26 protein-coding genes are annotated in these 26,978 nt (G+C 64.3%); 5 read left to right on the top strand and 21 right to left on the bottom strand.

All coding sequences use genetic code 11. The features are described from left to right. Positions 1–28: 28 nt before the first annotated feature. The 12 genes from ACI0FO_RS02625 to ACI0FO_RS02570 form a co-directional block, all read right to left on the bottom strand. Positions 29–1,510: a DegQ family serine endoprotease gene (locus ACI0FO_RS02625; RefSeq protein WP_416023915.1), complete on the bottom strand. Its 1,482-nt coding sequence runs from the start codon at positions 1,508–1,510 to the stop codon at positions 29–31. Between the two features lie 41 nt (positions 1,511–1,551). Further along, positions 1,552–2,631, bottom strand: a complete 1,080-nt coding sequence (locus ACI0FO_RS02620) for a MucB/RseB C-terminal domain-containing protein (protein WP_416023914.1) — start codon at positions 2,629–2,631, stop codon at positions 1,552–1,554. Further along, a complete protein-coding gene (locus ACI0FO_RS02615; protein ID WP_416023912.1) occupies positions 2,631–3,137 on the bottom strand; it encodes a sigma-E factor negative regulatory protein in 507 nt (168 codons plus the stop codon). Before ACI0FO_RS02615 ends, ACI0FO_RS02620 begins: the two co-directional genes overlap by 1 nt. Before the next feature lie 12 nt (positions 3,138–3,149). Then, complete coding sequence (rpoE, locus tag ACI0FO_RS02610) at positions 3,150–3,749, bottom strand: RNA polymerase sigma factor RpoE (RefSeq protein ID WP_416023910.1); 600 nt, start codon at positions 3,747–3,749, stop codon at positions 3,150–3,152. A 492-nt stretch (positions 3,750–4,241) separates the two neighbouring features. Continuing rightward, entirely contained in the window at positions 4,242–5,471 is a 1,230-nt protein-coding gene (gene fabF, locus ACI0FO_RS02605; RefSeq protein WP_416023909.1) for a beta-ketoacyl-ACP synthase II, read from the bottom strand. A 185-nt stretch (positions 5,472–5,656) separates the two neighbouring features. After that, the gene (gene acpP, locus ACI0FO_RS02600; protein ID WP_003813816.1) at positions 5,657–5,896 is read right to left on the bottom strand and encodes an acyl carrier protein; all 240 of its coding nucleotides are present in this window, start codon (positions 5,894–5,896) and stop codon (positions 5,657–5,659) included. A gap of 214 nt (positions 5,897–6,110) precedes the next feature. Beyond that, complete coding sequence (fabG, locus tag ACI0FO_RS02595; protein ID WP_006223826.1) at positions 6,111–6,860, bottom strand: 3-oxoacyl-ACP reductase FabG; 750 nt, start codon at positions 6,858–6,860, stop codon at positions 6,111–6,113. Positions 6,861–6,864: 4 nt separating this feature from the next. After that, entirely contained in the window at positions 6,865–7,800 is a 936-nt protein-coding gene (fabD, locus tag ACI0FO_RS02590; protein ID WP_416023907.1) for an ACP S-malonyltransferase, read from the bottom strand. A 90-nt stretch (positions 7,801–7,890) separates the two neighbouring features. Further along, positions 7,891–8,877, bottom strand: coding sequence for a beta-ketoacyl-ACP synthase III (locus ACI0FO_RS02585; RefSeq protein ID WP_416023905.1), 987 nt, complete (start codon positions 8,875–8,877; stop codon positions 7,891–7,893). Continuing rightward, complete coding sequence (gene plsX / locus ACI0FO_RS02580) at positions 8,877–9,944, bottom strand: phosphate acyltransferase PlsX (protein WP_416023904.1); 1,068 nt, start codon at positions 9,942–9,944, stop codon at positions 8,877–8,879. Before plsX ends, ACI0FO_RS02585 begins: the two co-directional genes overlap by 1 nt. 59 nt (positions 9,945–10,003) lie before the next feature. Then, positions 10,004–10,186 (bottom strand): 50S ribosomal protein L32, encoded by a 183-nt coding sequence (rpmF, locus tag ACI0FO_RS02575; protein WP_006218037.1) that lies wholly within the window; start codon positions 10,184–10,186, stop codon positions 10,004–10,006. Between the two features lie 52 nt (positions 10,187–10,238). Next, a complete protein-coding gene (locus tag ACI0FO_RS02570; RefSeq protein ID WP_416023901.1) occupies positions 10,239–10,835 on the bottom strand; it encodes a YceD family protein in 597 nt (198 codons plus the stop codon). Between the two features lie 217 nt (positions 10,836–11,052). On the opposite strand from ACI0FO_RS02570, the gene ACI0FO_RS02565 reads away from it, so the two are divergent. Genes ACI0FO_RS02565 through ACI0FO_RS02555 form a run of 3 tightly spaced genes read left to right on the top strand, consistent with a single transcriptional unit; the run spans position 11,053 to position 13,153 of the window. Next, positions 11,053–11,655 carry a Maf-like protein gene (locus tag ACI0FO_RS02565; RefSeq protein ID WP_416023900.1) on the top strand — a complete coding sequence of 201 codons (603 nt, stop codon included), beginning with the start codon at positions 11,053–11,055 and terminating at the stop codon, positions 11,653–11,655. Further along, entirely contained in the window at positions 11,652–12,362 is a 711-nt protein-coding gene (locus ACI0FO_RS02560; RefSeq protein ID WP_416023899.1) for an SAM-dependent methyltransferase, read from the top strand. Before ACI0FO_RS02565 ends, ACI0FO_RS02560 begins: the two co-directional genes overlap by 4 nt. A 5-nt stretch (positions 12,363–12,367) precedes the next feature. Then, positions 12,368–13,153 carry an N-acetylmuramoyl-L-alanine amidase gene (locus ACI0FO_RS02555; protein ID WP_416023898.1) on the top strand — a complete coding sequence of 262 codons (786 nt, stop codon included), beginning with the start codon at positions 12,368–12,370 and terminating at the stop codon, positions 13,151–13,153. Between the two features lie 66 nt (positions 13,154–13,219). On the opposite strand, the gene msrQ is transcribed toward ACI0FO_RS02555, so the two are convergent. From msrQ to ACI0FO_RS02535, 4 genes are all read right to left on the bottom strand, one after another. Continuing rightward, positions 13,220–13,870, bottom strand: coding sequence for a protein-methionine-sulfoxide reductase heme-binding subunit MsrQ (gene msrQ, locus ACI0FO_RS02550; protein ID WP_416023896.1), 651 nt, complete (start codon positions 13,868–13,870; stop codon positions 13,220–13,222). A gap of 9 nt (positions 13,871–13,879) precedes the next feature. Further along, entirely contained in the window at positions 13,880–14,842 is a 963-nt protein-coding gene (gene msrP / locus ACI0FO_RS02545; protein ID WP_416023894.1) for a protein-methionine-sulfoxide reductase catalytic subunit MsrP, read from the bottom strand. Between the two features lie 158 nt (positions 14,843–15,000). After that, on the bottom strand, positions 15,001–15,666 hold the full coding sequence (locus tag ACI0FO_RS02540) for an HAD family hydrolase (protein ID WP_416023892.1): 666 nt from the start codon (positions 15,664–15,666) through the stop codon (positions 15,001–15,003). 2 nt (positions 15,667–15,668) lie between these two features. Continuing rightward, positions 15,669–16,631, bottom strand: a complete 963-nt coding sequence (locus ACI0FO_RS02535; RefSeq protein ID WP_416023890.1) for an RluA family pseudouridine synthase — start codon at positions 16,629–16,631, stop codon at positions 15,669–15,671. A gap of 525 nt (positions 16,632–17,156) precedes the next feature. Between ACI0FO_RS02535 and ACI0FO_RS02530 the strand changes: the two genes are divergently transcribed. Next, positions 17,157–20,303, top strand: coding sequence for an Rne/Rng family ribonuclease (locus ACI0FO_RS02530; protein WP_416023889.1), 3,147 nt, complete (start codon positions 17,157–17,159; stop codon positions 20,301–20,303). 141 nt (positions 20,304–20,444) lie between these two features. Here ACI0FO_RS02530 and ACI0FO_RS02525 read toward each other — a convergent pair whose 3' ends face one another. The 5 genes from ACI0FO_RS02525 to argE form a co-directional block, all read right to left on the bottom strand. After that, positions 20,445–20,993: an acyloxyacyl hydrolase gene (locus tag ACI0FO_RS02525; RefSeq protein WP_416023887.1), complete on the bottom strand. Its 549-nt coding sequence runs from the start codon at positions 20,991–20,993 to the stop codon at positions 20,445–20,447. A gap of 260 nt (positions 20,994–21,253) precedes the next feature. Further along, positions 21,254–22,129, bottom strand: a complete 876-nt coding sequence (gene accD, locus ACI0FO_RS02520; protein WP_105555115.1) for an acetyl-CoA carboxylase, carboxyltransferase subunit beta — start codon at positions 22,127–22,129, stop codon at positions 21,254–21,256. Positions 22,130–22,164: 35 nt separating this feature from the next. Beyond that, positions 22,165–23,028: a tryptophan synthase subunit alpha gene (trpA, locus tag ACI0FO_RS02515; RefSeq protein ID WP_416023885.1), complete on the bottom strand. Its 864-nt coding sequence runs from the start codon at positions 23,026–23,028 to the stop codon at positions 22,165–22,167. Positions 23,029–23,031: 3 nt separating this feature from the next. Further along, on the bottom strand, positions 23,032–24,231 hold the full coding sequence (gene trpB, locus ACI0FO_RS02510; RefSeq protein WP_416023883.1) for a tryptophan synthase subunit beta: 1,200 nt from the start codon (positions 24,229–24,231) through the stop codon (positions 23,032–23,034). A 128-nt stretch (positions 24,232–24,359) separates the two neighbouring features. Beyond that, a complete protein-coding gene (gene argE, locus ACI0FO_RS02505; protein ID WP_416023881.1) occupies positions 24,360–25,511 on the bottom strand; it encodes an acetylornithine deacetylase in 1,152 nt (383 codons plus the stop codon). A 135-nt stretch (positions 25,512–25,646) separates the two neighbouring features. Here argE and ACI0FO_RS02500 point away from each other — a divergent pair, with 135 nt between their 5' ends. Further along, positions 25,647–26,960: an MFS transporter gene (locus ACI0FO_RS02500; RefSeq protein WP_105555118.1), complete on the top strand. Its 1,314-nt coding sequence runs from the start codon at positions 25,647–25,649 to the stop codon at positions 26,958–26,960. Positions 26,961–26,978 lie beyond the last annotated feature (18 nt).

Here is a 26,978-nt window from a genome sequence, read left to right as displayed (position 1 = left end):
CGGGGCAAAAAGCGACGCGCGTCGGCCCTTACTTCGAGGCCGGAACCGCCACCCATTGCGTCTGATCGCCCCGGCGCACCAGCAAACCTGCGGCGCGGGACTTGTCCAGCTTGCTCACGAGCGTGGCAAATTGCTTGGCGCCGGTGACGTCAGTGTCGTTCAAGGCCAACACAATGTCGCCTTCCTGCAGCCCAGCCTTGGCGGCCGCACCTTCGGCGACCTTCACCTGGACGCCTCCCTTGATGCGCAGCTTCTTCTGCAGATCGGCGGGCACGTCCACGACACCCAGGCCCAGCGCGTTCGTGACCTCGGGGGCCGGCGCCGGCTTCTTGCCCGCCGCCGCGGCTTTTTCGGTCGGGATTTCGCCCACCTTGACCGACAGCGTCATGCTCTTGCCCTTGCGCCACACTTCCATGTCGGCGCGCGTGCCCGGCTTGGTTTCGCCCACGATGCGCGGCAGATCCGACCAACGCTTGATCGGCTCGTTGTTGAACTTCAGGATCACGTCACCCGGCTGCACGCCCGCTTCTTCGGCGGGGCCCTCGGCTTCTACGCTGCTGACCAGCGCGCCTTCGGCCTTCGGCAACCCGATGGCTTCGGCAACATCCTTGCCGACTTCGCCGATCTGCACGCCGACCCGGCCGCGGGTGACCTTGCCGGTAGCGCGCAACTGATCCACCACTCGCATCGCTTCGTCGATCGGGATGGCCAGCGAGATGCCCATGAAACCGCCGCTGCGCGAAATGATCTGGGAATTGATGCCGACGACTTCGCCGTCCAGGTTGATCAGCGGGCCGCCCGAGTTGCCGGGGTTCACGGCCACGTCGGTCTGGATGAACGGCAGATATTCGCCGGTATCACGGCCAATCGCGCTGACGATGCCGGACGTCACGGTGGAATCCAGGCCAAACGGCGAACCGATAGCCAACACCCACTGCCCCTTCTTCAGCTTCTTGGGATCGCCGATGACCAGCGGGACCATGTCCTTGGTTTCGATCTTGATCAGCGCAACGTCGGTGCGCTCGTCAGTGCCGATGACCTTGGCTTTGAATTCGCGGCCGTCGGTGAGCGTGACGTAGATGTCCGTCGCGTCGACCACCACGTGGTTGTTGGTCAGGATGTAGCCGTCTTCGGAAATGAAGAAGCCCGAGCCCACGCCGCGCGGCACGGTCCGCTCTTCAGGTTGCGGAGGCTGCGGCCGCTGACGCGGCGTCGGCGCCTGCCCACCCGGGCCCGGAGGCTGGAATTCGGGGCCGAAGAACCAGCGGAACAATTCGTAGGGGTCGCCACCGCCGCCGGGGCCGGGCCCGCGCACCGGCACGGTGGCCGTGGTGCGGATGTTCACGACCGCGGGGTCGGCCTTTTCAACAATGCCCGTGAAGTCGGGCAACGCCACGGTGGGCGTCTGCGCCACCGAAGCGGGAACATACGCGGCGGACATCGCCACACTTGCCGCCACAACCGCCAGAAAGCGCCGGAAAAAAGCGTTCGACACCGTCATTGCTTTCATAAGTTACTCCGAAATTGCTGCTAGCCGCGCCGGGGCCCGGATCACTTGGACCCGGCTGTCCCGGTTGTCGGCGCTGCCGCCGCAGGGGCGGCGGGCACATACTCTGTCGCTTCCGCCAATTGTTCCAGCGTGGCCACGGGTACTTCACCCACGGCCGTCAGCCAGAAGTCCGCAATGCGCGTTCCGTAGACGGTAATCGACCCGCGCTGCGCAGCGCCATGGGGGGGGTTATGGCCGCGCTGGCTGTCATAGGGTTCGATGAAGACCGATATGGCCGCCAGGCCATCCGACAGGACCATCTGGCTGACGGTTGCCCCGCGCCCCATCGAGCGCGCCACCTGCATGATCACCTTGAAGCCCTTGGGCGCCGGGATGCGCCACCCCTGGGCCGACAGGTCCACGGGTGCCATCGATGGCTCAAGCACTTTCCAGTCGCGGGTGCTCCAGCGCGACGTCAACAATTGGGGGTCGACTTCCGACCCCAGGCGCAATGACGTGAACGAGACCTGCTCGACCACGCCGCGCGCGGCGTTCAAGGTCTGGGCCTTCAGCAGCAGATTGGTTTCGACATCAGCGCACAGGCGGTAGCCGTAACGCAGCTTGTCCAGCGGCTCGATCGTGATCAGCCGGCATTCGCGGCCCGCCACCCGATGCAACTTGGATTCGGTGCTGATTTTGTAGTGCTCGGCCAGATTGGCGGGATCGCCCAGCAACAGGCCGGGGAAACGGTCGCCGCGGCGGCGCTCGACCAGCACGGTCTTGCGCTCGGGGATCAGGCACTGCACGTTTTCGTTGTGCCGCAGGTATTCGCGCGGCTGCCCATCCAGGATTTCCAGGCGTTCCCGTTCGCCAGTGCCATCCAGCACGTGTACCAGGCGCGAAGACTGGATCATTTCGCCCTGCTGATACATGAAGACGCCAGCGTAGTCCTGCTTGCGCGCGGCCTGCTGAATGCGCGACAGCAACTGGACAACGTCGTCGGTCGCCGGTGCGGCATCGCCGGCGCGCGCGGGTTCATGCGCGGCCAGGAACGCGGTCAGAAGCGTGGCGGCGAACCAGCCAGCGCGGTGCGCGTGCCAGGAGGCTGCGCGCGGCCAACGTGTCGGTAACACCAGCGCCATCAACGTCCCGCCCCGACGTCGAACGAGACTTGCCGCACCGCGCTGGGACCCGCCATCTGACGATGGGCCTCCAGGTAGTCGCGCAGGCCCGCGTCATCCGCGGAGGCAGGCGTGCCGCTGGCGTCGGCCAGCACGCGCACTTCGGTTGCCGGCGTGCCCGTCAGATAAGGCTGGGCCACCCAGGCGACAGTCGCCACGGCGGCGGCCACCGCCAAGCCGGACAAGCCATAGCGCAAGGGCGAACGGCGCCGGGGCGCCGCGACGATCGGCAATTCGGCGTCCAACGCCCGTGCCAGCCGGGACTGGAACGCGGCGCTGGGCGTCAATGCCAGATCGGAATTACGGAGGGAATCACCGATCAAATGATAGGTGTCCCAGGCCTGACGTCCTTCCTTGGACAACAGGCCGGGAAAAATATCGTCGGAATCTTCTCCGTCCATCCAGGCGGAGACCGATTCCTCCCAGGAGGATTCGGCGATTTCAACGGACTTGGCTGCGGTTTGCATGACTGCCACTCCTTACCAGCGACGCTCGGCATCGGTGCCAAGCAATGGACGCAATTTGGTCGCGATGGCCTCGCGCGCACGAAAAATGCGGGAGCGCACCGTACCGATCGGGCAATCCATGCTCTTGGCGATGTCTTCGTAACTCATACCTTCGATTTCACGCAGGACAATTGCGGTGCGCAACTCTTCGGGCAATTCCTCGATGGCCGCGTTCACCGTCTCGGCGATTTCGCGGCTGGCAACCATGGACTCCGGCGTGCTTATATCGGTTAGGTTGTCGGTTTCGTTAAAAGTTTCACCGTCTTCCGTTTCTATCGCATTTGGCGCGCTGGGCCGCCGGCCCTGCGAGGCCAGCCAATTGCGTGCCGTATTGATGGCGATACGATACAACCAGGTATAGAAGGCGCTGTCGCCCCGGAACTGGGGCAGGGCCCGATAGGCCTTGATGAAGGCTTCCTGGGCCACGTCCTCGATTTCGGAGGGGTCGCGGATCATCCGGGCCAGCAGGCGCAAGATCTTGCGCTGGTACTTCAGCACCAGCAGATCGAAGGCCTTCTTGTCGCCCCGTTGAACGCGCGCGACAAGCTCGGCGTCGACTTCGCGCTCGCTCATGACGCCTCCTGCGGGCGTGCCGCCGGCTGCAGGCGCCGCGCCGTGCCCGTCAGCAGGCAAAGGCGCCGCCAGGACTCGGGTCGCAGCGTCCGTTGCCAGACGGTGAGGGTGATTGTGCTATTTGTAAAGGCCGTACTCCCGGTGGGCAAGGGCTGTAGAGTGAGCGTGAGCCAGCGGGGGCCGCGCTGCTGATTCAGCAGCTCCGCGTCTTGCCAGCCTTGCGGCTGGCGCACCTGCCAGCGCCCGGTCCCGGTCGCCGTGCGTATTGCCGATACCGGGGACAGGCTGCTTCGTCGCGAGTGTAACAGTCCGGCCGGCACAAGCAGCAGCGCAATCAGCGCGCTTGCCGCCCATGCCATGCCGCCCCAGGAAGCCGCCGTCAGCGCGCAGGCCGCAGCCACGGCGATTGCCAGGCCGCCAAGCGCACGGACGCCGGGCGGCTGCCCGGCAGGCACCTGAAACGACCAGCGCCCTGCGTCCGAGCCTTCCAAATCAGACCCGGCGAACGGCCATGGAGCCGTTGGTGCCGCCGAAGCCGAACGAATTGGACAGGCCCACCTCGATCTTCATCTGCCGCGCTTCGTTCGCGCAGTAATCCAGATCGCATTCCGGATCTTGATTGAAGATGTTGATCGTGGGAGGCGACACCTGGTTGTACACGGCCAGCGTGGTGAACACGGCCTCGATGCCACCCGCCGCGCCAAGCAAGTGCCCGGTCATGGACTTGGTCGAGTTGACCACCAGCTTCTTGGCGTGATCGCCGAACGCCAGCTTCAGCGCGTCGGTTTCATTCTTGTCGCCAAGCGGCGTGGACGTGCCATGGGCGTTGACATACTGGATGTCATCCGCATTCAGGCCGCCGTTGCGCAGCGCGTTGAGCACGCCGCGGCGCGGGCCGTCTTTGTCGGGGGCCGTGATGTGGTGCGCGTCGGAGCTCATGCCGTAGCCTGCGAGCTCACCATAGATGCGCGCGCCACGCTTCTTGGCATGCTCGTATTCTTCCAGCACGAGGACGCCGGCGCCCTCGCCCAGCACGAAGCCGTCGCGGTCGCGGTCCCAGGGGCGCGAGGCCGCCTGAGGGTCATCGTTACGGGTCGACAGCGCGCGCATCGCGGCGAAACCGCCAATGCCCAGCGGGGACACGGTCGATTCGGCGCCGCCTGCCACCATGACGTCCGCATCGCCGTATTCGATCAGGCGCGCTGCGTCGCCGATGCAATGCAGGCCGGTGGTGCAGGCCGAGACGACGGCGTAGCTCGGACCCTTCATGCCGTAGGCAATGGACAAATGACCGGAGATCAGGTTGATCAGCGAACCCGGCACGAAGAACGGCGAGATCCGTCGCGGACCCTTGGCCAGGTATTCGACCTGGGTTTCTTCGATGCGCGGCAAACCGCCGATACCGGAGCCCACGATCACGCCGATGCGCTCGGCATTGGCTTCGGTGACTTCCAGGCCGCAATCGCGCCATGCCTGCATCCCGGCTGCCAGGCCGTAATGGATGAATGTATCCATCTGGCGGGCTTCTTTGGACGAGACATAGGTGCTGATATCGAAGTCTTTGACTTCGCCAGCAATGTGCGTGGTGATGGCCGAGGGATCGAAACGGGTGATGCGGCTGATGCCAGAACGTCCGTTGACGATATTGTCCCAAGCGGTGGTCAGGTCGTTCCCAACAGGGGAAACGATACCAAGGCCGGTGATGACGACACGTCGCTTCACGGATGACTCCTCAAACAGACAAAAGAAAGGCGGCTTTCGGGATGCGCTGCACGTGTGGCCCACGCGAAAGCGGGTCGGGCATGATTACGCCCTTCCCGCATGTGGACCACACGGCAAATTCCTGAAACCGCCCCGTTTCCCGGTCAGACCCGACAGTCGGGCAACCGGAAGGATATAGGCTGAGCTTACTGCTTACCGTGCGAATTGATGTAGTCAATCGCTTGTTGCACGGTCGTGATCTTTTCGGCCTCTTCGTCGGGGATCTCGGTCTCGAATTCGTCTTCGAGCGCCATGACCAGTTCGACCATGTCGAGCGAATCGGCACCGAGGTCGTCAAGGAAGGAGGATTCGTTCTTGATCTCGGCTTCGTTCACGCCAAGTTGTTCAGCGACGATCTTCTTGACGCGCTGTTCGATGCTTTCCATGCAGATCTCCAATTGGGAAAAATCCCGCGAATTATAGCCAAGCGTAGAGGAAAGCAACGCCTGGCCGTGACAAAAATAACACCGCGCACTTGTTCTGTCGCCCAGAAGGACGCAGGAATACCGGTATGCGGCGTTTCCGGATGAACTGCGCGCGGCCTCGCTGGTTGCCCGGCGGCGGCAAGGCGGCCTGGGCCGCCCGCGCGCAATTCGTGATTTATTGCATGTACATCCCGCCGTTTACGTGCAGGGTGGTGCCGGTAATGTAACCCGCTTGCGGCCCGGACAAAAAGGCCACCGCATGGGCGATGTCCTCGGGCGAGCCCAAACGGCCCAGCGGAATCTGCTGCAACAGCGCCGTGGTCTGGCTTTCAGCCAGCGCACGCGTCATATCGGTGTCGATGAAGCCGGGCGCGACGCAGTTCACGGTGATGTTGCGGCTACCCAACTCACGGGCCAGCGCACGCGACATACCCGACACGCCCGCCTTGGCGGCGGCATAGTTGGCCTGACCGGCGTTGCCGCTGGAACCCACCACGGACGTAACGTTGATGATGCGTCCCCAACGGGCCTTCATCATGCTGCGCAACACGGCGCGCGATAGACGGAACACGGACGTGAGGTTCGTGTCCAGGACGGCCGACCAATCGTCGTCCTTCATGCGCATCGCCAGCGTATCGCGGGTGATGCCGGCGTTGTTGACGAGGATGTGCGGACCGCCGCCTTCCTTGCCCAACGCGTCAATCAGTGCGTCGCAGGCTTCGGCATCGGTCACGTTCAGCACCACGCCACGGCCGCCGGACGGCGCCAGGGCTTCGGTGATGGCGGCCGCGCCCGATTCGGACGTAGCCGTACCCACGACGGTTGCGCCGCGCGCTGCCAGCTCTTGGGCGATGGCGCGGCCGATGCCGCGCGTGGCGCCCGTCACGAGGGCGATTTTGCCCTGCAGTTCGATCGAGTTGTCCATGTGTTTAATTTCCGTTAACGGCGGCCAACGCGGCTTCAAGCGAAGCGGGATCGGTAATGGCCAGGCCGGTAAGTTCGGGGTCGATGCGCTTGGTCAGGCCGGCCAGCACTTTGCCGGGGCCGCACTCGATGACGTGGGTGACGCCTTGCGCCTTCATCGCGCGCAGGGTTTCCACCCAGCGCACAGGATGCCATGCCTGACGCACCAGCGCATCCCGGATTGCCCCGGCCTCAGTGGGCGAGGCGACATCGACGTTGTTGATGACAGGGATTTGCGGCGCCAAGACCGTAACCCCAGCCAGCGCGCCGGCCAGCACGTCGGCGGCGGGCTTGAGCAGGCTGGAATGGAACGGGGCCGAGACCGGCAGCAGCAGCGCGCGCTTGGCGCCTGCGGCCTTGGCCAGTTCGCAGGCACGCTCGACGGCGGCCTTGTGCCCTGCGATCACGACCTGCGCAGGCGCATTGAAATTCACGGCTTCGACGATTTCGCCTTGGGCGGCCTGCGCGCAAGCGGCGCGCACGGCATCGTCGTCCAGGCCGAGGATGGCGGCCATCCCGCCCGTGCCGACCGGCACGGCGGCCTGCATCGCATCGGCGCGCACGCGCACCAAACGCACGGCATCTTCCAGCGATAGCGAACCGGCGGCGGTCAGCGCGGCGTATTCGCCAAGGCTATGACCCGCCACGACGTCGGGCTTGCGGCCACCGGCGGCGCACCAGGCGGCGTAGAACGCCACGCCGGCCGTCAACATCGCCGGCTGGGTGTTGGTGGTGAGGTTGAGCTGTTCCACCGGGCCTTGGGCGATCAGCGCGCCCAGATCCTGGCCCAAGGCTTGCGAAGCCTGCGCCACGGTGTCCGTGACCGCGGCAACGTCCGACCAGGCATCCAGCATGCCGACAGCTTGCGAACCTTGGCCAGGGAAGACAAATGCGATTTTCATGATTGACCGGTTGGATTGATTCAGTGTCTGTGTGGGATGTCAGGCGCGCTCCGGGCAGGGGCGCATGCGCCGCCCTGCCCAAGCACGCGCTTACATGCGGGCGAGTACCGAGCCCCAGGTGAATCCGCCGCCCACGCCTTGCATCAGAATGAGCTGGCCCGGCTTGACGCGGCCATCTCGGCGCGCGGCGTCCAGTGCCAGCGGCACGCTTGCCGCGGAGGTATTGGCGTGGCTATCAACGGTAATGACGACTTTTTCGACCGGCACGGCAAGCTTGCGCGCCAGGAAATTCAGGATGCGGACGTTCGCCTGATGCGGGATCAACCAATCGACGTCGGCGAGTTCAATGCCGGCTTCCGCGCAGGTGTCGCGCGCCGAGCGGTCCAGCACGGTCACGGCCTGCTTGAACACAGCCTGGCCGTCCATGCGCAGGAACGGATCGCCCGTCACGTCGCCATAGGCCACGTTGCCCGCGGCGCTCAGGATCTTCATCTGGCTGCCATCGGCATGCAACTGCGCGGCCAGGATGCCCGGCTCGTCAGACCCCTTCAGCACCACGGCGCCAGCGCCGTCGCCGAACAGCACGCAGGTGCTGCGGTCGTTCCAGTCCAGGATGCGCGAAAACACTTCCGCGCCGATCACCAGCGCGCAGCGGGCACGGCCCGCGCGGATGAAGCTGTCGGCAGTGGTCAGGGCATAGACGAAGCCGCTGCACACCGCCTGCACGTCGAACGCCGCCGATCCCTTGGTGCCCAGATTGGCCTGCACCAGGCATGCCGTGCTGGGGAACACGAAATCGGGCGTGGACGTGGCCACGATGATCAAATCAATCTCGGATGCGTCGACGCCGGCATCCGCCAGCGCGCGGCGCGAAGCCTCGGTGGCAAGTTGGCTGGTCGTGACGCCGCGTTCGGCGAGATGGCGCTGACGGATGCCCGTGCGCTCAACGATCCATTCATCGGACGTGGCGATGTCGCGCGTCGCCAGTTCCGCTGCCAATTCGTCATTCGAAACCACGCGTTCCGGCAAGAAGCTGCCGGTGCCCGCGATTGCGGAATATTTCATTGCGGTATCCATCAAGCGGTGTCCCCAGCCACGTTCCGCGAAGGCGTTGCGACGCCCTCGCCCGATTGAACGCGCTTGGTAATCTGCGCGACCGTCTGAGCGGTGCGCTCCAGCAGTTTACTCACTACGGCTTCGCGAGCTCGTTGCAACGCAAAACCGAAGGCATAGACATCCGCGGAACCATGGCTCTTGATGACCACGCCGCGCAAGCCCAGCAACGCGGCGCCGTTATAGCGCCGGTTGTCGACGCGGTTGCGCAGACGATTGAGCACTGGCCTGGCGATGGCGCCGGCCAGCAGGGTGACGATGTTGCGTTTGAACTCTTCGCGAATGATGCTGGACAGCATCTTCGCCAGCCCCTCGACGGACTTGAGCACGACGTTGCCGACGAAACCGTCGCACACGACAACGTCGACCGTACCCTTGAAGATGTCATTGCCTTCCACGTTGCCGTAGAAATTCAATGGGCTGCCGCGCAGGAGCTCTGCAGCTTCCTTGACGACTTCGTTGCCCTTGATGACTTCTTCGCCGATGTTGAGCAAGCCCACGGAGGGGTTCTCACGATGGTCGACCGCCTGCGACAGCGCGGCGCCCATGATGGCGAATTGCAATAGGTGCTCGGCCGAGCAATCCACGTTCGCACCCAGGTCCAGCACCGTGGTGGCGCGGCCCGTCTGGTTTGGAATGGATGTGGCGATCGCGGGGCGGTCAATGCCGTCCAGCGTCTTGAGCACGTAGCGTGAAATGGCCATCCATGCGCCGGTGTTGCCCGCGGAAACGCAGGCGTCAGCGCGCCCGTCCTTGACGGACTGGGCGGCCAGGCGCATGGAGGAGTCTTTTTTGCGGCGCAAGGCGACCTCGACCGGGTCGTCCATGGTGACGACCTCGGATGCCGCCACGATTTCCATGCGATCGCGCGCTACGCCGCGGTGCTCTGAGAGCGCCGCTTCGATAGCGTCGGGAAGCCCGACCAGCAATAGCCGGGTATCCGGAAATTGCCGGGCGAACTCGATCGCAGCCGGAATCGTGACGGGCAGACCGAAGTCTCCGCCCATACAGTCTATGGCGATGCGTATCACGGGTGCCAGGTATCAGCGCGCAGCCGAATTGGTCCGAGTACGAGTTCGGCCCGGGGGCCTTATTCGTCGGCCTTGGTCTTCAGGACCTTGCGGCCACGGTAAAAGCCGTTGGGGCTGATGTGGTGACGCAGGTGCGTTTCGCCGGTGTTCGGCTCGATGGCGGTCGACGGGGCAACCAGAAAATCGTGCGAACGGTGCATACCGCGCTTGGAGGGGGACTTCTTGTTTTGTTGAACGGCCATGATGACTCCTAGAAACGGGGCGCATTGTACGCGATGCGGCCCGATGTTGATCTCAATCTTTGTGCTTCAGTTGTTCCAGCACCGCAAACGGCGACGGACGCTTGACAGCGGGCTCATCAAGAACTTCGCTGACTTTGGCCTGCGCGCCCGGGCATACATCATGCTTGGGCACATACGGAACGCTCAGAATGAGCTCATCTTCGATCTGGGCCAGCAGATCGAAATGATGCGAACCGACCACCTTTTCAGGCTGGTTGGACACAAAACCATTTCCTTCTTCGTCTTCATCGTCCTCGTCGGCACGACCATCGGAGTAATCGCCGTTGGTATTGCCATCATCGAGATCGGCTTCTGACTTGACCAGCTGCAAAAGGACTTCGCTATCGACCGGATACACGAACGGCGCATTGCACCGCTGGCACACCAGCACCGGGTTCGCCTGCACGTGAACGTGCAAGAGGGGCCGGCCAAGCAACAGACCAGACTTGCCCACCTCACCGCGCACGGACCACGTCACAAGCCCGGCATCGCCCAGCGGTTGTTCGGGTAACCCTTCAACCGCGCGCGAAAACCGCACAAGAGGTATGGTGCCATGCGCTTCCTTGCCGCTATGGGCAAATGCGAATGCATCGATGCGCTTAATGATCAATCCTTTGCATTCACGGGTCTTTGCGATTGCTCACGCTGATAACGATTAACCAGGCTGATTGCTTACGCTGATTACTCAGACCGTTTGCTCATGCCGATCACTCATGCCGATTACTCATGCCGATCACTCACGCATGCTTCGTGCCACCGCGTTCGCTGCAAAAATCCCGCAAAACGTTAGATAATACTGCGACTTACGCCTTAACGTCAAATATCGCATGCCTTCCAAGCCTAGCCTGATCCTCGCGTCCAGCTCGCGTTACCGCAAAGAACTGCTGTCGCGCCTGCGCCTGCCCTTTACGGCCATTTCCCCCGATGTAGACGAAACGCCACACCCGGGTGAAACGCCTGCGGCGCTGGCCCTGCGCCTGTCGGTTGCCAAGGCCATGGCCGTGGCGGACAAGCACCCCGGCAGCCTCGTGATCGGATCGGACCAGGTTGCCACGATCGACGGGCAGCCGATCGGCAAGCCGGGGGATTTTCCGCGCGCCCAAGCCCAATTGCGCGCCCTGTCTGGGCAAATCGTGGAATTCCACAGCGCTTTGGCGGTGACGGATGGCCTACGAGTGGAAAAAGCCGACATCATCACGCGATGCCGTTTCCGCCAACTGTCGGACCACGCCATCGAAGCCTACCTGCACGCCGAGGAGCCCTACGATACCGCAGGCAGCGCCAAGGCGGAAAGCCTGGGCATCGCTTTGATGGAGAGCATCCAGAGCGACGACCCGACCGCGATTATCGGCCTGCCGTTGATCGAGCTGACGCGCATGCTGACGCGCTTCGGACTGGACCCGCTGGACGCCCCCGGAGCACCCGCATGAGCGGCGCGCTGCACCTCATCCCCGTTGGCCTGGGCGAGGCACCGCCCGAGCGTTGGCTGCCTGCCGATGTCCGCGCGCTGGCCGGGCGGCTGGACACCTACATCGCCGAGAACGCCAAGACGGCGCGCGCCTTCCTGAAGCTTATCGGCACCACCCTGCCGCTGCAGGAAATCACCATCCACACCCTGACCGACAAAATCGACGACGGTCAGATCAAGGCATGGCTGGACCCGATTAAAAAAGGCGCCGAAATCGGACTGGTTTCCGAAGCCGGCTGCCCCGCCGTAGCCGATCCGGGCGCCAAGGTCGTAGACGCGGCCCACCGCCTGGGATTGGCGGTCAAGCCCTGGGTCGGCCCGTCTTCCATCCTGCTGGGCCTGATGGCCAGCGGCCTGGATGGGCAGCGCTTCGCCTTCCACGGCTATGCGCCCGTGGACCCCGCCGAGCGCGCCAAGCAGCTGCGAGCCTGGGAACAGCAGTCGGCCAAGCACAACCAGACCCAGTTGTTGATCGAAACGCCGTATCGCAACGCCGCCATGTTCACCACCCTGCTGGCCAGCCTGAAGGGTGACACCAAGCTGTGCGTGGCCCGTTCGGTCACGACCGCCGACGAATGGATCGCGACGCACACGGTGGCGGAGTGGAAAAAACGGCCAGCGCCCCAGCTGGACAAGCTGCCAACGCTGTTCCTGTACCTGGCCCGCTGACCCGTATGCGCCGCTTGATTACCCCACTGCTGGCCACGGCGGTCCTGGCCGGCTGCGCCGCGCGCGGCCCCGCCGGGTTGGACCTTGACACGTCCATCACCGCCGTCAGCCAGGCCAGCCGCGTCCGCAGCGTCGTCCTGCACTACACGACCGTCGACGATGCGACCTCGATGAAACTGCTGTCCAAGGGCAAGGTCAGCGCACACTACTTGATCAACGAGGACGGCCGCGCCTACCGCCTGGTCGACGAAACCCGCGCCGCCTGGCATGCCGGCGCCAGCTCCTGGTACGGCAACATCGCCATGAACAGCACCTCGATCGGAGTCGAGGTGGTCAACCCCGGCTGGACCGAGGGCGCGGACGGCAAGCCGCTGTGGCACGCCTACAACGACCGTCAGGTGCGCGCACTGACCGTGCTGCTGCGAGACATCATCCAGCGCCACGGCATCGCGCCCGAGAACGTGGTGGGCCACAGCGACATCGCTCCACAGCGCAAAGTCGATCCCGGCCCGCTATTCCCATGGAAAGCGCTGGCTGCGGCGGGCATCGGCCGCTGGTTCGACGAGACCGGCGCCGCCGCGCACCTGGCGCGCCTGCAGACCGAAGGCGTGCCCGACGTTGCCTGGTTCCAGAAACAATTGCAGCGGCTGGGCTACGCCTGTCCGCAGGACGGCACCCTGGACCGCGCCACGATCAATACGCTGGCGGCATTTCAGATGCACTACCGGCCTGCCCTGCACGATGGCCAACCGGACGCGGAAACCGCCGCCATCATGCTGGCGATGCCTTGAACGGGCCCACGTTAAGCGGCCTCAGCCCCGGCCCAGGCCTTTGACGCCGCCCAGCGCCCGCCAGCGTCACGCCCGGCGTCGCCACCACGCCACGATCCGCCAGCCAAGCAGCAAAGCCAGCACGGAGCCATACAGGAGCGGTTGCGCCAGATCGTTCTTGCCGGCTTTGTGCCACCAGTAGTGCAGCACCGCCAGCAGGCCGATCGCATAGACGGCGCGGTGCAATTGCTGCCAGCGCTTGCCCAGCCGGCGCATGGCCCACTGCGTGGAGGTAGCGGCCAGCGCCGTCATCAGCACGAACGCGGCGAATCCCACCGTGATGAAGGGACGTTCACCGATATCCTGCAGCATCGCCACCGGATCCAGCCCGCGGTCCCACCAGACCCAGGCCATGAAGTGCATGGCCCCGTAGAAAAACGCGAACAGCCCGCACATCCGGCGCACACGGACCAGCGCAGGCTGCCCGGTCAACCTGCGCAACGGCGTGATCGCCAGTGTCACCAGCAGGCAGACTAACGTCCATGTGCCGGACGAACGCGTCAGGAATTCGACCGGATTGGCGGTCAGCCCGTTGTTGAAGCCCAGCCAGATCCAGCGCAGGAACGGCGCCAGGCCCAGCAGAAACAGGACAGGCTTGATCCGCCCCACCTCGCGGGCGGACAGCGGGGGCTTGCGCGGCGAAGCGGTCGCGGCGGGCGGTGAAGTGCCTTCGGGCATGGGTGCGCCTCAGTAGTTCGCTTTCAGGTCCATGCCCTGGTAGAGCGACGCCACTTGCTCGCCATATCCGTTGAACATCAAGGTCTTGCGCTTGGGGGTGAACAAGCCGTCCTCGCCAATGCGGCGCTCGGTCGCCTGGCTCCAGCGCGGATGCGGGACGTTGGGATTCACATTGGCGTAGAAGCCGTATTCCTGCGGCGCCGCTTTGATCCAGGACGATACCGGCAGCTTTTCCACCAGCCGGATCTTGACCAGCGACTTCGCCGACTTGAAGCCGTACTTCCACGGCACCGCCAGGCGCAGCGGGGCGCCGTTCTGGTTGGGCAAGACCTTGCCGTACACGCCGAACACCAACATCGCCAGCGGGTTCATGGCCTCGTCGATCCGCAAGCCTTCGACATAGGGCCACTCGAGGATCGCGGCGCGCACGCCTGGCATGTTCTCGCGCTGCACCGCCGTCACGAATTCCACATACTTGGCGTTGCCCGTGGGTTCAACCTGTTTCAGCAGTTCGGATACCGAGTAGCCCACCCACGGAATCACCATGGACCAGCCCTCGACGCAGCGCAGTCGATAGACGCGCTCTTCCATCGGCGCCAGTTTGAGCAATTCCTCGATGGTGAAGGTGCGCGGCTTGGCGACCTCGCCTTCAACACTGACCGTCCACGGGCGCGTCTGCAACTTGCCGGCATTCGCCGCGGGATCGCCCTTATCCACGCCAAACTCGTAGTAGTTGTTGTAGGACGTGACATCGGACAGCGAAGTCTGCTTGTCCATGACGCTCAACGACGCATTCGGCTTGCCTGTCAGGGTGCCGGCGCCCTGAGCGAAGGCGCTGCGCGCCGCCCAACCCGGCAAACCGACGGCGGCGGCCGTCAGCCCGGCGCGCAGCATCAGCTCGCGCCGCGAGCGCCAAACGGCCTCGTCGGTGATTTCAGACGGAAGAATATCGGCGGGCTTGCGTATCAGCATCTTGGTCTCCGGTGTGGCGCCCCGCCCATGACGGACGCGCCCTGCGCAAGCCATAGACGTTGCGCGATCCCATGATATTCCGCGACGGCAGCGCCGCGGATGGGAATTCCCAGATTGACTCGCCGCGGCGCCGAACGTTCCCGCTCCACCCCGCTGGATCAGAGGCTTGCGGACACCCGCGGCAGAAGCCAGTCACGCACCCGGGGTACGCTGTCCAGCACCGCTTGCGGCGCGCAACCCTGCAGTTCCTTCAGGGTATGCGCGCCATAGGTGACACCCAGTCCGTGGACACCGGCATTCGCCGCCATCTGCAGGTCATGCGAGGTGTCGCCGATCATCACGACCCGCCCGGGATCGACGTCCAGTTCCTGCATCAGCTCCTGCAGCATCGCCGGGTGCGGCTTGCTGAAGGTTTCATCGGCGGTGCGGGTGGCGTCGAACAACGGCCCCAGGCCCGTCGCGGCCAGCGCTCGGGTCAGGCCGACCCGGCTCTTGCCCGTCGCGACAGCCAGGCGCACGTTCTGCCCTGCAAGTTCCGTCAGCAATTCGGGGATACCGTCGAAAAGCCGCAGCTCGGGGTCCCGCAGCAGGTAGTGGGTACGGTAGCGTTCCAGGAAGCGCGGCATCATTGCCTGCGTCAGTTCCGGCACGGCGCGGCGCAAGGCGCTTTCCAGGGACAGACCAATGACCCAACTGGCTTCGGATGCCGACGGCACCGCCAGTTCCAGGTCGCGGCAAGCCCCCTGGATGGCCGCCACGATGCTGTGCGTGGAATCCATCAAAGTGCCATCCCAGTCAAAAACGACCAGCGAATACGACGACATAATCAGACCGACTCCAGTTGTTTCAGTAGTTGCCGGCAGGCGGGAGGCAGCTCGGCGGTAAGGGTCATGGGCTCGCCCGTGGTCGGATGCGCCAAGGTGAGCTGGTGCGCGTGCAGAAACATCCGGCCAAAGCCCTTACGGGCGAATTCCGCCCGAACGTCATCATGACCGTATTTGTCGTCGCCTACGATGGGGAAGCCACTGGCGGCCAGGTGCACCCGGATCTGGTGGGTGCGTCCCGTGCGCAACTCGGCATCGACCAGGCTGTAACCGCCGAAACGCTGCTTGAGCGTAATGATGGTGTGCGCGGTCTGCCCGTCCGGGTCCACTTTGACCCGGCGCTCGCCGGACTGCGTGGTCCATTTGGACAAACCCAGCTTGATGTGCTGGCGGTCGTTCACCCAATCGCCTTCCACCAGGGCCAGATAGTGCTTGTCGCCCTTGCCCTCCCGCAGCATGGCATGCAGGGCCAGCAACGCGCTGCGCTTCTTGGCCACCATGAGCAGACCCGAGGTCTCGCGGTCCAGCCGGTGCACCAGTTCCAGGAACTTTGCGTCGGGGCGCGCGGCGCGCAGTTGTTCGATCACGCCGAACGACACGCCGCTGCCGCCGTGTACCGCCACGCCGGCGGGCTTGTCCACGACCAGTAGCGCATCGTCTTCGAACACGATCGGGAATTCGGCGCCAGGCACCGGCCGGGGCTTGCCCGGATCCGGCAACCGCAGGGGCGGAATGCGCACGATATCGCCTTCGACGATACGATAGTCGACAGAAATACGTCCCTTATTCACACGTACTTCGCCGCCACGGATGGCTTTGTAGATATGGGTTTTGGGGACGCCCTTGCAAAGGCGCATCAGGTAGTTATCCAGACGCTGGCCGGCATGCTCGGCATCGACCTCCACCATTCGGACGGCGGGGGGGGCTTTAGAGGGGGATATGGGGGAGGAAGTTTCTTTGCGCATTGCGGAAAGCGACATATAATCGGGACAGCCTTAAGGGGCTGAACTAGCCGCCTGGCGTAGAGATGCAATTTAAATACGCAACTCCGTCGAGCGCGCGGGCCGCCATTGTACTGCCTGCTTATTCAACCCCTGGGTCTCTTGGTCGCCGGCGCAACCGCGCCCTGCCGGATAGTGGTGTGGCATTCACTTTGCCCGCTGTCCCAGCAGGTCCGTTGCATGCCGCAAGCGGCTCTGAAGCACTGCAAGAATCGTCGCATATTTAAAGCACCAGCTGCGTGTAGGCAACCAATCCGACCGCAACTGCCGTTCACAGCAATTTTTCCGTCAAACCACATTCAGTGAAGCTGACCCTCCTGCTGACAGAACCCCGTGCCCCACGGCACGACGTGCCCGCCTGACCCGCGGCGGATACGCCTGGGCGCCGCCCAGGTACGGTCCGCATTTCTTGCCCGCTTCAGCCGCAGCCCGAGTGACCCGAGGTCACGCGCCGATATCGGCGCGTCATGACAACGGAGAAACCCTCTCATGAAGCGCATGCTGTTCAATGCGACGCATCAGGAAGAATTACGCGTCGCAATCGTTGATGGGCAAAAACTCATCGACCTCGACATCGAGACTGCCGGCCGCGAACAACGCAAAGGCAACATCTACAAAGGTGTCATTACCCGGATCGAACCCGGCCTGGAAGCTTGCTTCGTCAACTACGGTGAAGACCGTCACGGCTTTCTGCCTTTCAAGGAAGTTGCCCGCAGCTTCTTCAAGGAAGGTGTAGATGTCCGTAGCGCCCGCATCCAGGACGCGTTGCGCGAAGGCCAGGAACTGATCGTTCAGGTTGAAAAGGAAGAGCGCGGCAACAAGGGCGCCGCCCTGACCACGTTCATCTCGCTGGCTGGCCGCTACCTGGTCCTGATGCCCAACAACCCCCGTGGCGGCGGTGTTTCGCGCCGTGTCGAGGGCGAAGACCGCCAGGAACTGCGCGACACGATGGAGCAGCTTGAGCTGCCCCAGGGCATGAGCATCATCGCCCGCACGGCCGGTATCGGCCGCAATGTCGAAGAGCTCCAGTGGGACTTGTCCTACCTGTTGCAGCTGTGGACCGCCATCGATGGCGCCGCCCGCGACAACTCCGCGCCCATCCTGATCTACCTCGAATCCAGCCTGGTCATCCGGGCCATCCGCGATTACTTCTCGCCCGAAATCGGCGAGATCCTGATCGATACCGACGAGATCGCCGACCAGGCCACCGCGTTCATGAGCGTGGTGATGCCGGACAACGTCCAGCGCGTCAAGCGCTACCGCGACGACATCCCGCTGTTCTCGCGGTTCCAGATCGAACACCAGATCGAAACGGCGTATTCGCGCACCGTGACGCTGCCTTCGGGCGGCGCCATCGTGATCGACCACACCGAAGCACTAGTTTCCGTCGACGTGAACTCGGCCCGCTCCACGCGCGGCGCCGACATCGAAGAAACCGCGCTGCGCACGAACTCCGAAGCGGCCGACGAAGTGGCCCGCCAATTGCGCTTGCGCGACTTGGGCGGTCTGATCGTCATCGACTTCATCGACATGGAAGACAGCAAGAACCAGCGCGCCGTTGAACAGCGCCTGCGTGACGCCCTCCATTTCGACCGCGCCCGCGTGCAAATGGGCAAGATCTCGCGCTTCGGCCTGATGGAACTGTCGCGCCAGCGCCTGCGTCCGGCCCTGAACGAAGGCTCGCACATCACTTGCCCGCGCTGCAATGGCACCGGCGTGATCCGCGACGCCGAATCCAGCGCCCTGCACGTTCTGCGCCTGCTGCAAGAAGAGGCGATGAAGGAAAACACCGCGGCGGTCCACGCCCAGGTGCCGGTCGATGTGGCCACCTACCTTCTGAATGAAAAGCGCGCCGACATCACCAAGATGGAAGCCCGCCTGAAGGTCAACCTGATGCTGATCCCGAACAAGCATCTGGAAACGCCGCACCACCACATCGAGCGCCTGCGTCACGACGATCCGCGCCTGGAAGAACTGAAGACCAGCTTCGAACTGGTTGAAGCCCCGGCCACGGACGCCCCCTGGCAGCCGCGCGAAAGCGAGATCAAGGCCCGTCCGGAAGCGCTGGTCAAGGGCATCACGCCCTCGCAGCCCGCGCCCGTGTCGACGCCTGCCGCGTCGGTTGCCGCGCCTGCGGCCCCCGCCGCCGCCGGTGGCCTGGGCGGCCTGTTCAAGCGCCTGGTTGGCTGGCTGACCGGCAATGCCGACTCCGCCAAACCCGCTCCCACGGCCCAGGAAGACAGCGCCAAGCGCGCTGCGTCCGGACGTGGCGGCAAGGGCCGCAGCGGCCATGACGGCCAGGAACGCCGTGGCGAACGCCACGGTTCGGACCGCAACCGCAACCGCCGTGGCGAATCGCGTGGCGAAGGCGCTGAAGGCAGCGAAGGCGGCCGCCATCACGTCCGTGGCAACCGTCGCCCTGAAGGCGAACGCGGCGAGCGCCAGGAACGTGGCGATCGCGGCAACCGCAACGAGCCGCGTGGCGAGCAGGTCGCGCAAGCAGCCCTGGCCACCAACCGCCCCGACCAGGCTGACCAGGCCAATGGCGACGACACCGGCGCTGGCCGCAATCGCCGCCGTGGCCGTGGCCGCAATCGCCGCGAAGAGGGCCAGTCCGACGCGCCGATGAGCGAACAGGAAAGCATGGTGGCGGCTCTGGCGCAGACCGTTGCAACCGCTCTGCCCGACACCAAGCCGGCTGCTGAAGCGGCACTGGAAGCCAACGACGCCGCCGAACAGACCGCTGATGGCATGCCGACCGCGGAAGGCGCCGAAGGCGCCGCCGATCCGGAACGCAAGCGCCGCCGCCGCCGCAGCCGCCGTGGCCGCCGCAGCCAGGACGAAGCAGGTCTGGCCGGCAGCGACGAGCAAATGGAAGATGGTTCGGACGACGACGCTGGCGAACCAGCCGAAGGCGTAGCGCCGCAAGCTGCTCCGGCGGCTCCGGTTGCCGCAGCCCAAGCTGCTGACACCACGCCGGCCCAGGCCGCTGAAGCAGCCCAGCCCACCGCCGCAGAAGCCACCCCGGTCCCGGCGCAAGCCGTCCAGACCAAGGTGACGGAAGCCCAGGTGATCGAAGCCACGCCGGCACGGGTCCAGGAAGCAACCGAAGCGGCTGCTGACGTAGTTGCCCAACCGGCCGCTCAGGTTGAAGCCCAGCCGATCGAACCCTCGAAGGTCGAACCGGTGCAGGCTGCCGAACCCGCCGTCGCCCAACCCGTGCAAACGGCCGCCACGCAGGTGACGCCGCCCATCGCGGTAGAGCCGGCCAGCCAAGTGTCTGCGCCCGCCGCCCCGGTGGAAGAGCCTGTGGAAGCCGCGGTCGTGGAACCCGTCGTGACGGCACCTGCGCCGGTCGTTGAAGCGGCCCCTGCCGCTCCCGCGCCGGCCGCCGCTCCGACGACCTCGCAGCAGCCGATCGTGGTGCCGGCAACGGCGCCCACGGCCAAGGCGCAAGCCTTGCACGACGTGGTCAATGCCGCGGGCCTGAAGTGGGTGGAAACCGATCCGGACCGCCACGCCCAGACCCAGTTGCGCATTGCCGCCGCACATACGCCGACCCGCCTGGGCCGCGAACGCAAGCCGGTTGCGGCTGTCTCGAACGAACCGCTGGTTCAAGTCGAAACGCGCTCCTAAGCTGCCCGTGCGACAAAAAGCCCCCATCTTGATGGGGGCTTTTTTTTGCGTGCCTGCGTCAAGGGCTGACTTGTCGGCACCACGATCAGGATAAAAAAAGCCCTCGGCATCGAGGGCTTTTAGATTCTGGAGCGCTTGCCGTCAGAACTGGTACGTGTACGTCAGCTGGACCACGTCCAGGCCCGGATTCGGACGCTTGATGCTGGCGTTGGAAAAGTGCGAATAGCGCACGCCGATACGGTTGTTCGGGGTCAGCAGGAAACCCATGCCGATGTGGTCGCCGAATTGGAAGGCCGTGCTGATGTTCTCGTTGGCGAAGCGCGTGCTGGAGAACACCGTGGCGCCGATACCTGCTTCAAGGTAGAAACGTTCGCCTGTCCACCAGCGGAACATCGGGATGGCGTTCAATTGCCAGACATGGCCCGGTGAACGCGAACCGTCTGCCCACCAGTAGGACGCGCCGATTTCAGGCGTCAGGTCCAGACGGCCCCAATTGCCACCGAACTGATACGTCCAGACGGACGGGGTTTCGTAGTTCAGGGTGATGCGCTGATAGTGGTCGCCAATGCCGTAATGCATGCTGACGCCGCCTTGCGTGCCCTCGGAGGATTGCGCGCTGGCTAAGGGAGCCGCGCCCGCAAGAGCCACACCGACAAGGCAGGTAAGCAGTTTCTTCTTAGTGGACAGCATAGGTAACTCCAAGGATTTCTGGTCTAACCGGGAACATAGCAAAATCCGGGCCGCATGGCTTGACGATTGTCGCAATATGGCAACAATTCCCAGTGGAAAACACTGTTCCGAAATCGACACTCGCATTCGATACAGCCCGAGCGCCAGGGCGGTACGGATCTTGCTGACAAACCAATGAAAATGCCGTCGAAGACGAGGGTCCACGGCGGCATTCTTCGGGGGTTCGGAAGACGCGCCGAAACGCGTCCAAAACCCGACGATCAGGCGGTAACGACGTCCGCTGGCTGGTTGGTCAGCAACGCCAACAGGCGGGCGATTTCCTCGCGCAGCTGACGGCGGTCGATAACCATATCGATCGCGCCCTTCTGCAACAGGAACTCGGCGCGCTGGAAGCCTTCGGGCAGTTTTTCGCGAACGGTCTGTTCGATCACGCGCGGGCCGGCAAAGCCGATCAGCGCCTTGGGCTCAGCGATCACCACATCGCCCATGAAGGCGAAACTGGCCGACACGCCGCCCATGGTGGGGTCGGTCAGGACGCTGATGAACGGCAGGCCCGCCGCCGAAAGGCGCGTGAGCATGGCGTTGGTCTTGGCCATCTGCATCAACGACAGCAGGCTTTCCTGCATGCGCGCGCCACCAGAGGCAGCCACGCAGATGAACGCGGTCTTGTTGTCCAGGGCCGCCTGGGCGCCGCGCGCAAAGCGCTCGCCCACCACGGACCCCATCGATCCGCCCATGAATTCGAATTCAAAGCACGCCAGGGTTGCCGGCACGCCACGGATCGAGCCGCTCATGACCACCATTGCATCGGTTTCACCGGTTTGCTTGACGGCCTCTTGCAGGCGCTCGGGGTACTTGCGGGTGTCCTTGAACTTCAGCGTGTCCACGGAACGCGTGGTCTGGCCGATTTCGACGCGGCCTTCCATGTCCAGCAACGAATCGATGCGGGCGCGGGCGCCGATGCGCATGTGGTGATCACACTTCGGACACACGTGCAGATTGGCCGCCAAGTCTTCGCTATACAGCACCGATTCGCACGACGGGCATTTCACCCAAAGGCCTTCGGGAACGCGGCGCGCGCCGCTGTCGCTGGTTTTATTGATGCGAGGAGGCAGGAGTTTTTCGATCCAGCTCATTGATGTTTCATCCCGTATGAGGTCACGCCCGCCGTTCAGGCCGACGCGTCTTCTCGTTTTACTTGATCCAGCGCTTGCCGGATGGTGCGCAGCCAACCGCTGGCGGCGGTGACTGCAGCGTCGGTTTTCTGGGCAGCCGGGGCGTCAGCCACCGCCTGCTCCATCGTTTCAATCAGTTTGCTGCCAATGACGACCGCATCCGCCACTCGGGCCACGCGTTGGGCGCTTTCGGCATCGCGGATACCGAATCCGACGCCCACCGGGATATCGCGTACATGACGGCGGATGACCGCCACGCGCTCGGCCACGTCGTCGGTATTCAGCGAGCCCGCGCCGGTGACGCCCTTGAGCGACACGTAATACACATAGCCACGCGCGACCTGCGCCACGGCCTGGATGCGCGCCTCGGTGGAGGTAGGGGCCAGCAGGAAAATGGGGGCAATGCCGTGTTCGCCCAAGGTCGCGGCGAACTCGATGACTTCTTCAGGCGGATAGTCCACCACCAGCACGCCGTCCACGCCGGCCTTTTCGGCATTCACGGCGAACGCGGTCTGGCCCATGCGTTCAATCGGGTTGGCGTAACCCATCAGCACCACGGGGGTGGAAGTGTCGCGCTGGCGGAATTCAGCCACCAATTCCAGCACGCGGGCCAGGCCCACGCCCTGCGCGATGGCGCGGTCGGCGGCGCGCTGGATCACCGGACCGTCCGCCATCGGATCCGAGAACGGCACGCCCAGTTCGAGGACGTCGGCACCGGCCTCGACCAATGCGTGCATCAGGGGAACGGTGGCGGCGGGTGAAGGATCGCCTGCCGCGATGTAAGGAATCAGCGCCGCGGCACGGCCGGATTCGGCGGTGCGCGCAAAGGCGGCAGCGATGCGATCGGTGCGAGTTGTCATGTTTTAGAGTTCGATACCGGCATGTTCGGCGACGGTATGCATGTCTTTGTCGCCACGGCCCGACAAATTGACCAGGATGACCTTGTCGCGCGGCAGTGTGGCGGCCATTTTCGCGGCTTGCGCGATGGCGTGCGAGGATTCCAGCGCCGGCATGATGCCTTCGATGCGGCAGCAGTCGTGGAACGCCTTCAGGGCCTCATCGTCGGTGATCCCCGCGTATTCCGCGCGGCCGGTGTCTTTCAGCCAGGCATGCTCCGGGCCGACGCCGGGGTAATCCAGGCCGGCGGATACGGAATGCGTTTCCTGGACCTGGCCATCGGCGTTCTGCATGACATAGGTACGGTTGCCGTGCAGCACGCCCACCTGGCCGGCGGCCAGCGATGCGGCGTGCTTGCCGCTATCCATGCCCTCGCCCGCCGCTTCAACGCCGATAAGGCGCACGTTTTCGTAGGGGATATAGGGATGGAAGATACCCATGGCGTTGGAGCCGCCGCCCACTGCCGCCACGACGTAGTCGGGCTGGCGGCCGATGGCTTCAGGCATCTGCGTCAGGCATTCGTTGCCGATGACGGTCTGGAAGTCGCGCACCATGCGGGGATAGGGGTCGGGACCCGCCACCGTGCCAATGATGTAGAACGTGTTTTCGATGTTGGTGACCCAGTCGCGCATGGCTTCGTTCAGCGCGTCTTTCAGGGTGCGCGAACCGGACGTGACCGGGACCACCGTGGCACCCAGCAGTTTCATGCGATAGACGTTCGACGCCTGGCGGCGAATGTCTTCACTGCCCATGTAGACCACGCATTCCATGCCGTAGCGGGCGGCCACCGTGGCGGTGGCTACGCCGTGCTGGCCGGCGCCGGTTTCGGCGATGACACGCGGCTTGCCCATGCGCTTGGCCAGCAAGGCCTGACCGATGCAGTTGTTGACCTTGTGCGCGCCGGTGTGGTTCAGGTCTTCGCGCTTGAACCAGATCTGGGCGCCGCCCAGCATTTCAGACCAGCGGCGGGCATGGTAGACCGGGCTGGGCCGGCCCACGAAATGCTTGAGTTCGTAGTTGAACTCTTCCAGGAAGGCCGGGTCGACACGGTAATGGTCATAGGCGGCACGCAGCTCGTCGAGCGCGTGCATCAGCGTTTCTGCCACGAAAACACCGCCATAAGGGCCGAAATGGCCCTTGGCATCCGGAAAGTCGTAAGGTTTCACCAAGCATCTCCCCCGGTATCGCGGCAGGCCACTGCCGGCCGCAAATCCGGTTTGCAACCCGTCATTTTACCTGACCCGGGCGCGGCCGGGGCGGGAAGTCCCCTGCCCCGGCCGCGCCCGCACGGCGTCTAGAGCGATTGGCCCAGGCGGCGCAGGAAGGTCTCGCACGAGGCCATCTGGTCCAGGGCGACATATTCGTCGGGCTTGTGGGCCTGTTCGATATGGCCGGGGCCGCAGACGACGGTGGGGATGCCGATGCCCTGGAACAGGCCGGCTTCAGTGCCATAGGCCACCTTGCGGGTAGTCCGGTCTTCGGTCAACGCGCGCACCAGCTGGGTGATGGCGGCCTCTTCCGAGGCTTCCAGCGCGGGCGCGGCAGCCCCCGTCTCGATTTCGATGCTGGCGCCGTCGAATTCGGCTTTCATGCGCGGCAGGAGCTCATCGCGCACGTATTTTTCGACTTCGGCCTGGATCTCGTCGGGCTGCATGCCCGGCAGGTTGCGGAATTCGTAGGTGAATTCGCACAATTCGGGAATGGTGTTGACCGCGATGCCGCCCCGGATCTGGTTGGTGGTCATCGTTGAGAACGGCACGTCGTAGAACTGGTCGTAAGGGCCGTTGGCCTTGAAGCCGTCGGCCAGGTCGCGGATGCGGCAGATCAGGCGAGCGGCGTATTCGATGGCGTTGCAGCCGCGCGGGGTCAGGGACGAGTGCGCGGCCTTGCCGTGCACCTTGCAGCGGAAAAGGTTGATGCCTTTGTGGGCCACGACTACCTGCATGCCGGTGGGTTCGCCCACCACGCAACCTTCGGGGCGGATACCGCGTTCAAGCAGGTCGGCCAGCATGTACGGGGCGCCTGCGCAGCCGACTTCCTCGTCATAGGAGAACGCCAGGTGGATCGGCTTCTTGCGCGGCATGGCCAGGAATTCCGGCACCAGGGCCAGCGATCCGGCGATGAAGCCCTTCATGTCGCAACTGCCGCGCCCAAAGAGCAGCCCGTCTTTTTCAACGAGTTTGAACGGGTCCGCGCTCCAGTCCTGGCCGTCCACCGGCACCACGTCCGTATGGCCGGACAGGACGATACCGCCTTGCTGGTTGCCGTCTTGCGCCGGCAAGGTGGCGAACAGGTTGGCCTTGGTGCGCTCGGGGTTGTGCGCCAGCCATGCGTCCACGCCCTGGCCCTTGAGCCAATCACGGACGGTTTCGATCAGGGCAAGATTGGAATTGCGGCTGGTGGTATCGAAACCCACCAGCGTTTCCAGCCAGGTGCGCGCGTTCATGTCACTTCTCTTTGGGGGGAAAAGCGACAAGTGTAAAGCCAGGAAGCGCCCGCGTCTTGGACGGCGGGGCGGACCGTTCACCGGTTAAGCGCCTAGAATGGCGCCCGGATTCAGAAATACCCCCAAGGAGAAACCGTGCAGCACAAAGCAGTCCCCACACGCAACATCGTGGCCGCAGTCATAGGCAACGCCCTCGAATGGTATGACTTCCTGGTGTTCGCGTTCATGACGCCGATCATCGCCAAGTTGTTCTTCCCTACCGATCCCAACCTGCCCGGCAGCGAACTGAACGCCATCCTGATGACGACGGCGATCTTCGGCGTCGGCTTTTTCATGCGCCCGGTCGGCGGCATCATCCTGGGCATGTACGGCGACAAGAAGGGCCGTAAGGCCGCGATGGTCATGGTGACGTCGCTGATGGCGGTGTCCATCGCGCTGATCACGGTGGCCCCGACTTACCACGCCGCCGGTATCCTGGCCCCGATCTTCATCCTGATCGCGCGCCTGCTGCAAGGCTTCTCGGCGGGCGGCGAGTTCGGCACATCGACGGCGCTGTTGATCGAAATGGCCCCCAACGGCAAACGCGGCTTCTACGGGTCGTGGCAAATGGCCGGCCAGATGCTGGCGCTGCTGATCGGCGCGGCCTGCGGCACGTTGATCACCGAGTTCTTCACGCAAGAGCAAATCGCCGCCTGGGCATGGCGCATTCCGTTCGCCTTCGGCCTGGTGATTGTTCCGATTGCGATCTATATCCGCAAGAACATCGACGAAACCGACGTCTTCAAGAAGATGCAGGAAGAAGACCGCCAGGCCGCCGCGCGCGGTGAAGTGCAGCGCCTGAGCCTGGTTCAGATGGTCAAGACCCACACCCGTGAAACGATGATCGGCGTGGGCCTGGTCGTGACGGCCACCGTGTCCATCTACATCACCTTCACGTATCTGGTGACGTATTCCACGCAGATCCTGAAGCTGCCGATGAAGGACACCTTCATGGTGCAGATGGCCGGCGCGGCGCTGATGGTGCTGATGACCCCGTTCATGGGCGCCTGGTCGGACCGCATCGGCCGCCGTCCGCTGGTGATCGGGTCGCTGATCGGCTACCTGATCGTGCTGTACCCGCTGTATTACTGGCTGTCGGACGCGCCGTCGATTGGCCGCCTGCTGACGGTGCAGATCGTGGTGTGTTTCTTCGTGTCGGCCTTCTTTGGCGTGTTCAGCACAGTGATGGCGGAATTGTTCCCGGCACGCGTGCGTTCCGTGGGCCTGTCCCTGGCCTATAACGTGGCCGTGATGATCTTCGGCGGCTTTGCGCAGTTCATCGTGACGTGGCTGATCAAGACCACCGGTTCGCCGATGGCGCCGGCCTACTACGTGATGTTCGGCGTGGCGCTGGGCCTGATCGCCTCGTTCTTCATGCGCGAACGCGCGCACGAGAACCTGGACCACTGAAGCCGGATTCCCCGGGCC

This window comes from Achromobacter marplatensis (assembly GCF_049060505.1).
Taxonomy (GTDB): Bacteria; Pseudomonadota; Gammaproteobacteria; order Burkholderiales; family Burkholderiaceae_B; genus Achromobacter; species Achromobacter marplatensis_A.
This window is presented reverse-complemented; position numbering and strand designations above follow the sequence as displayed.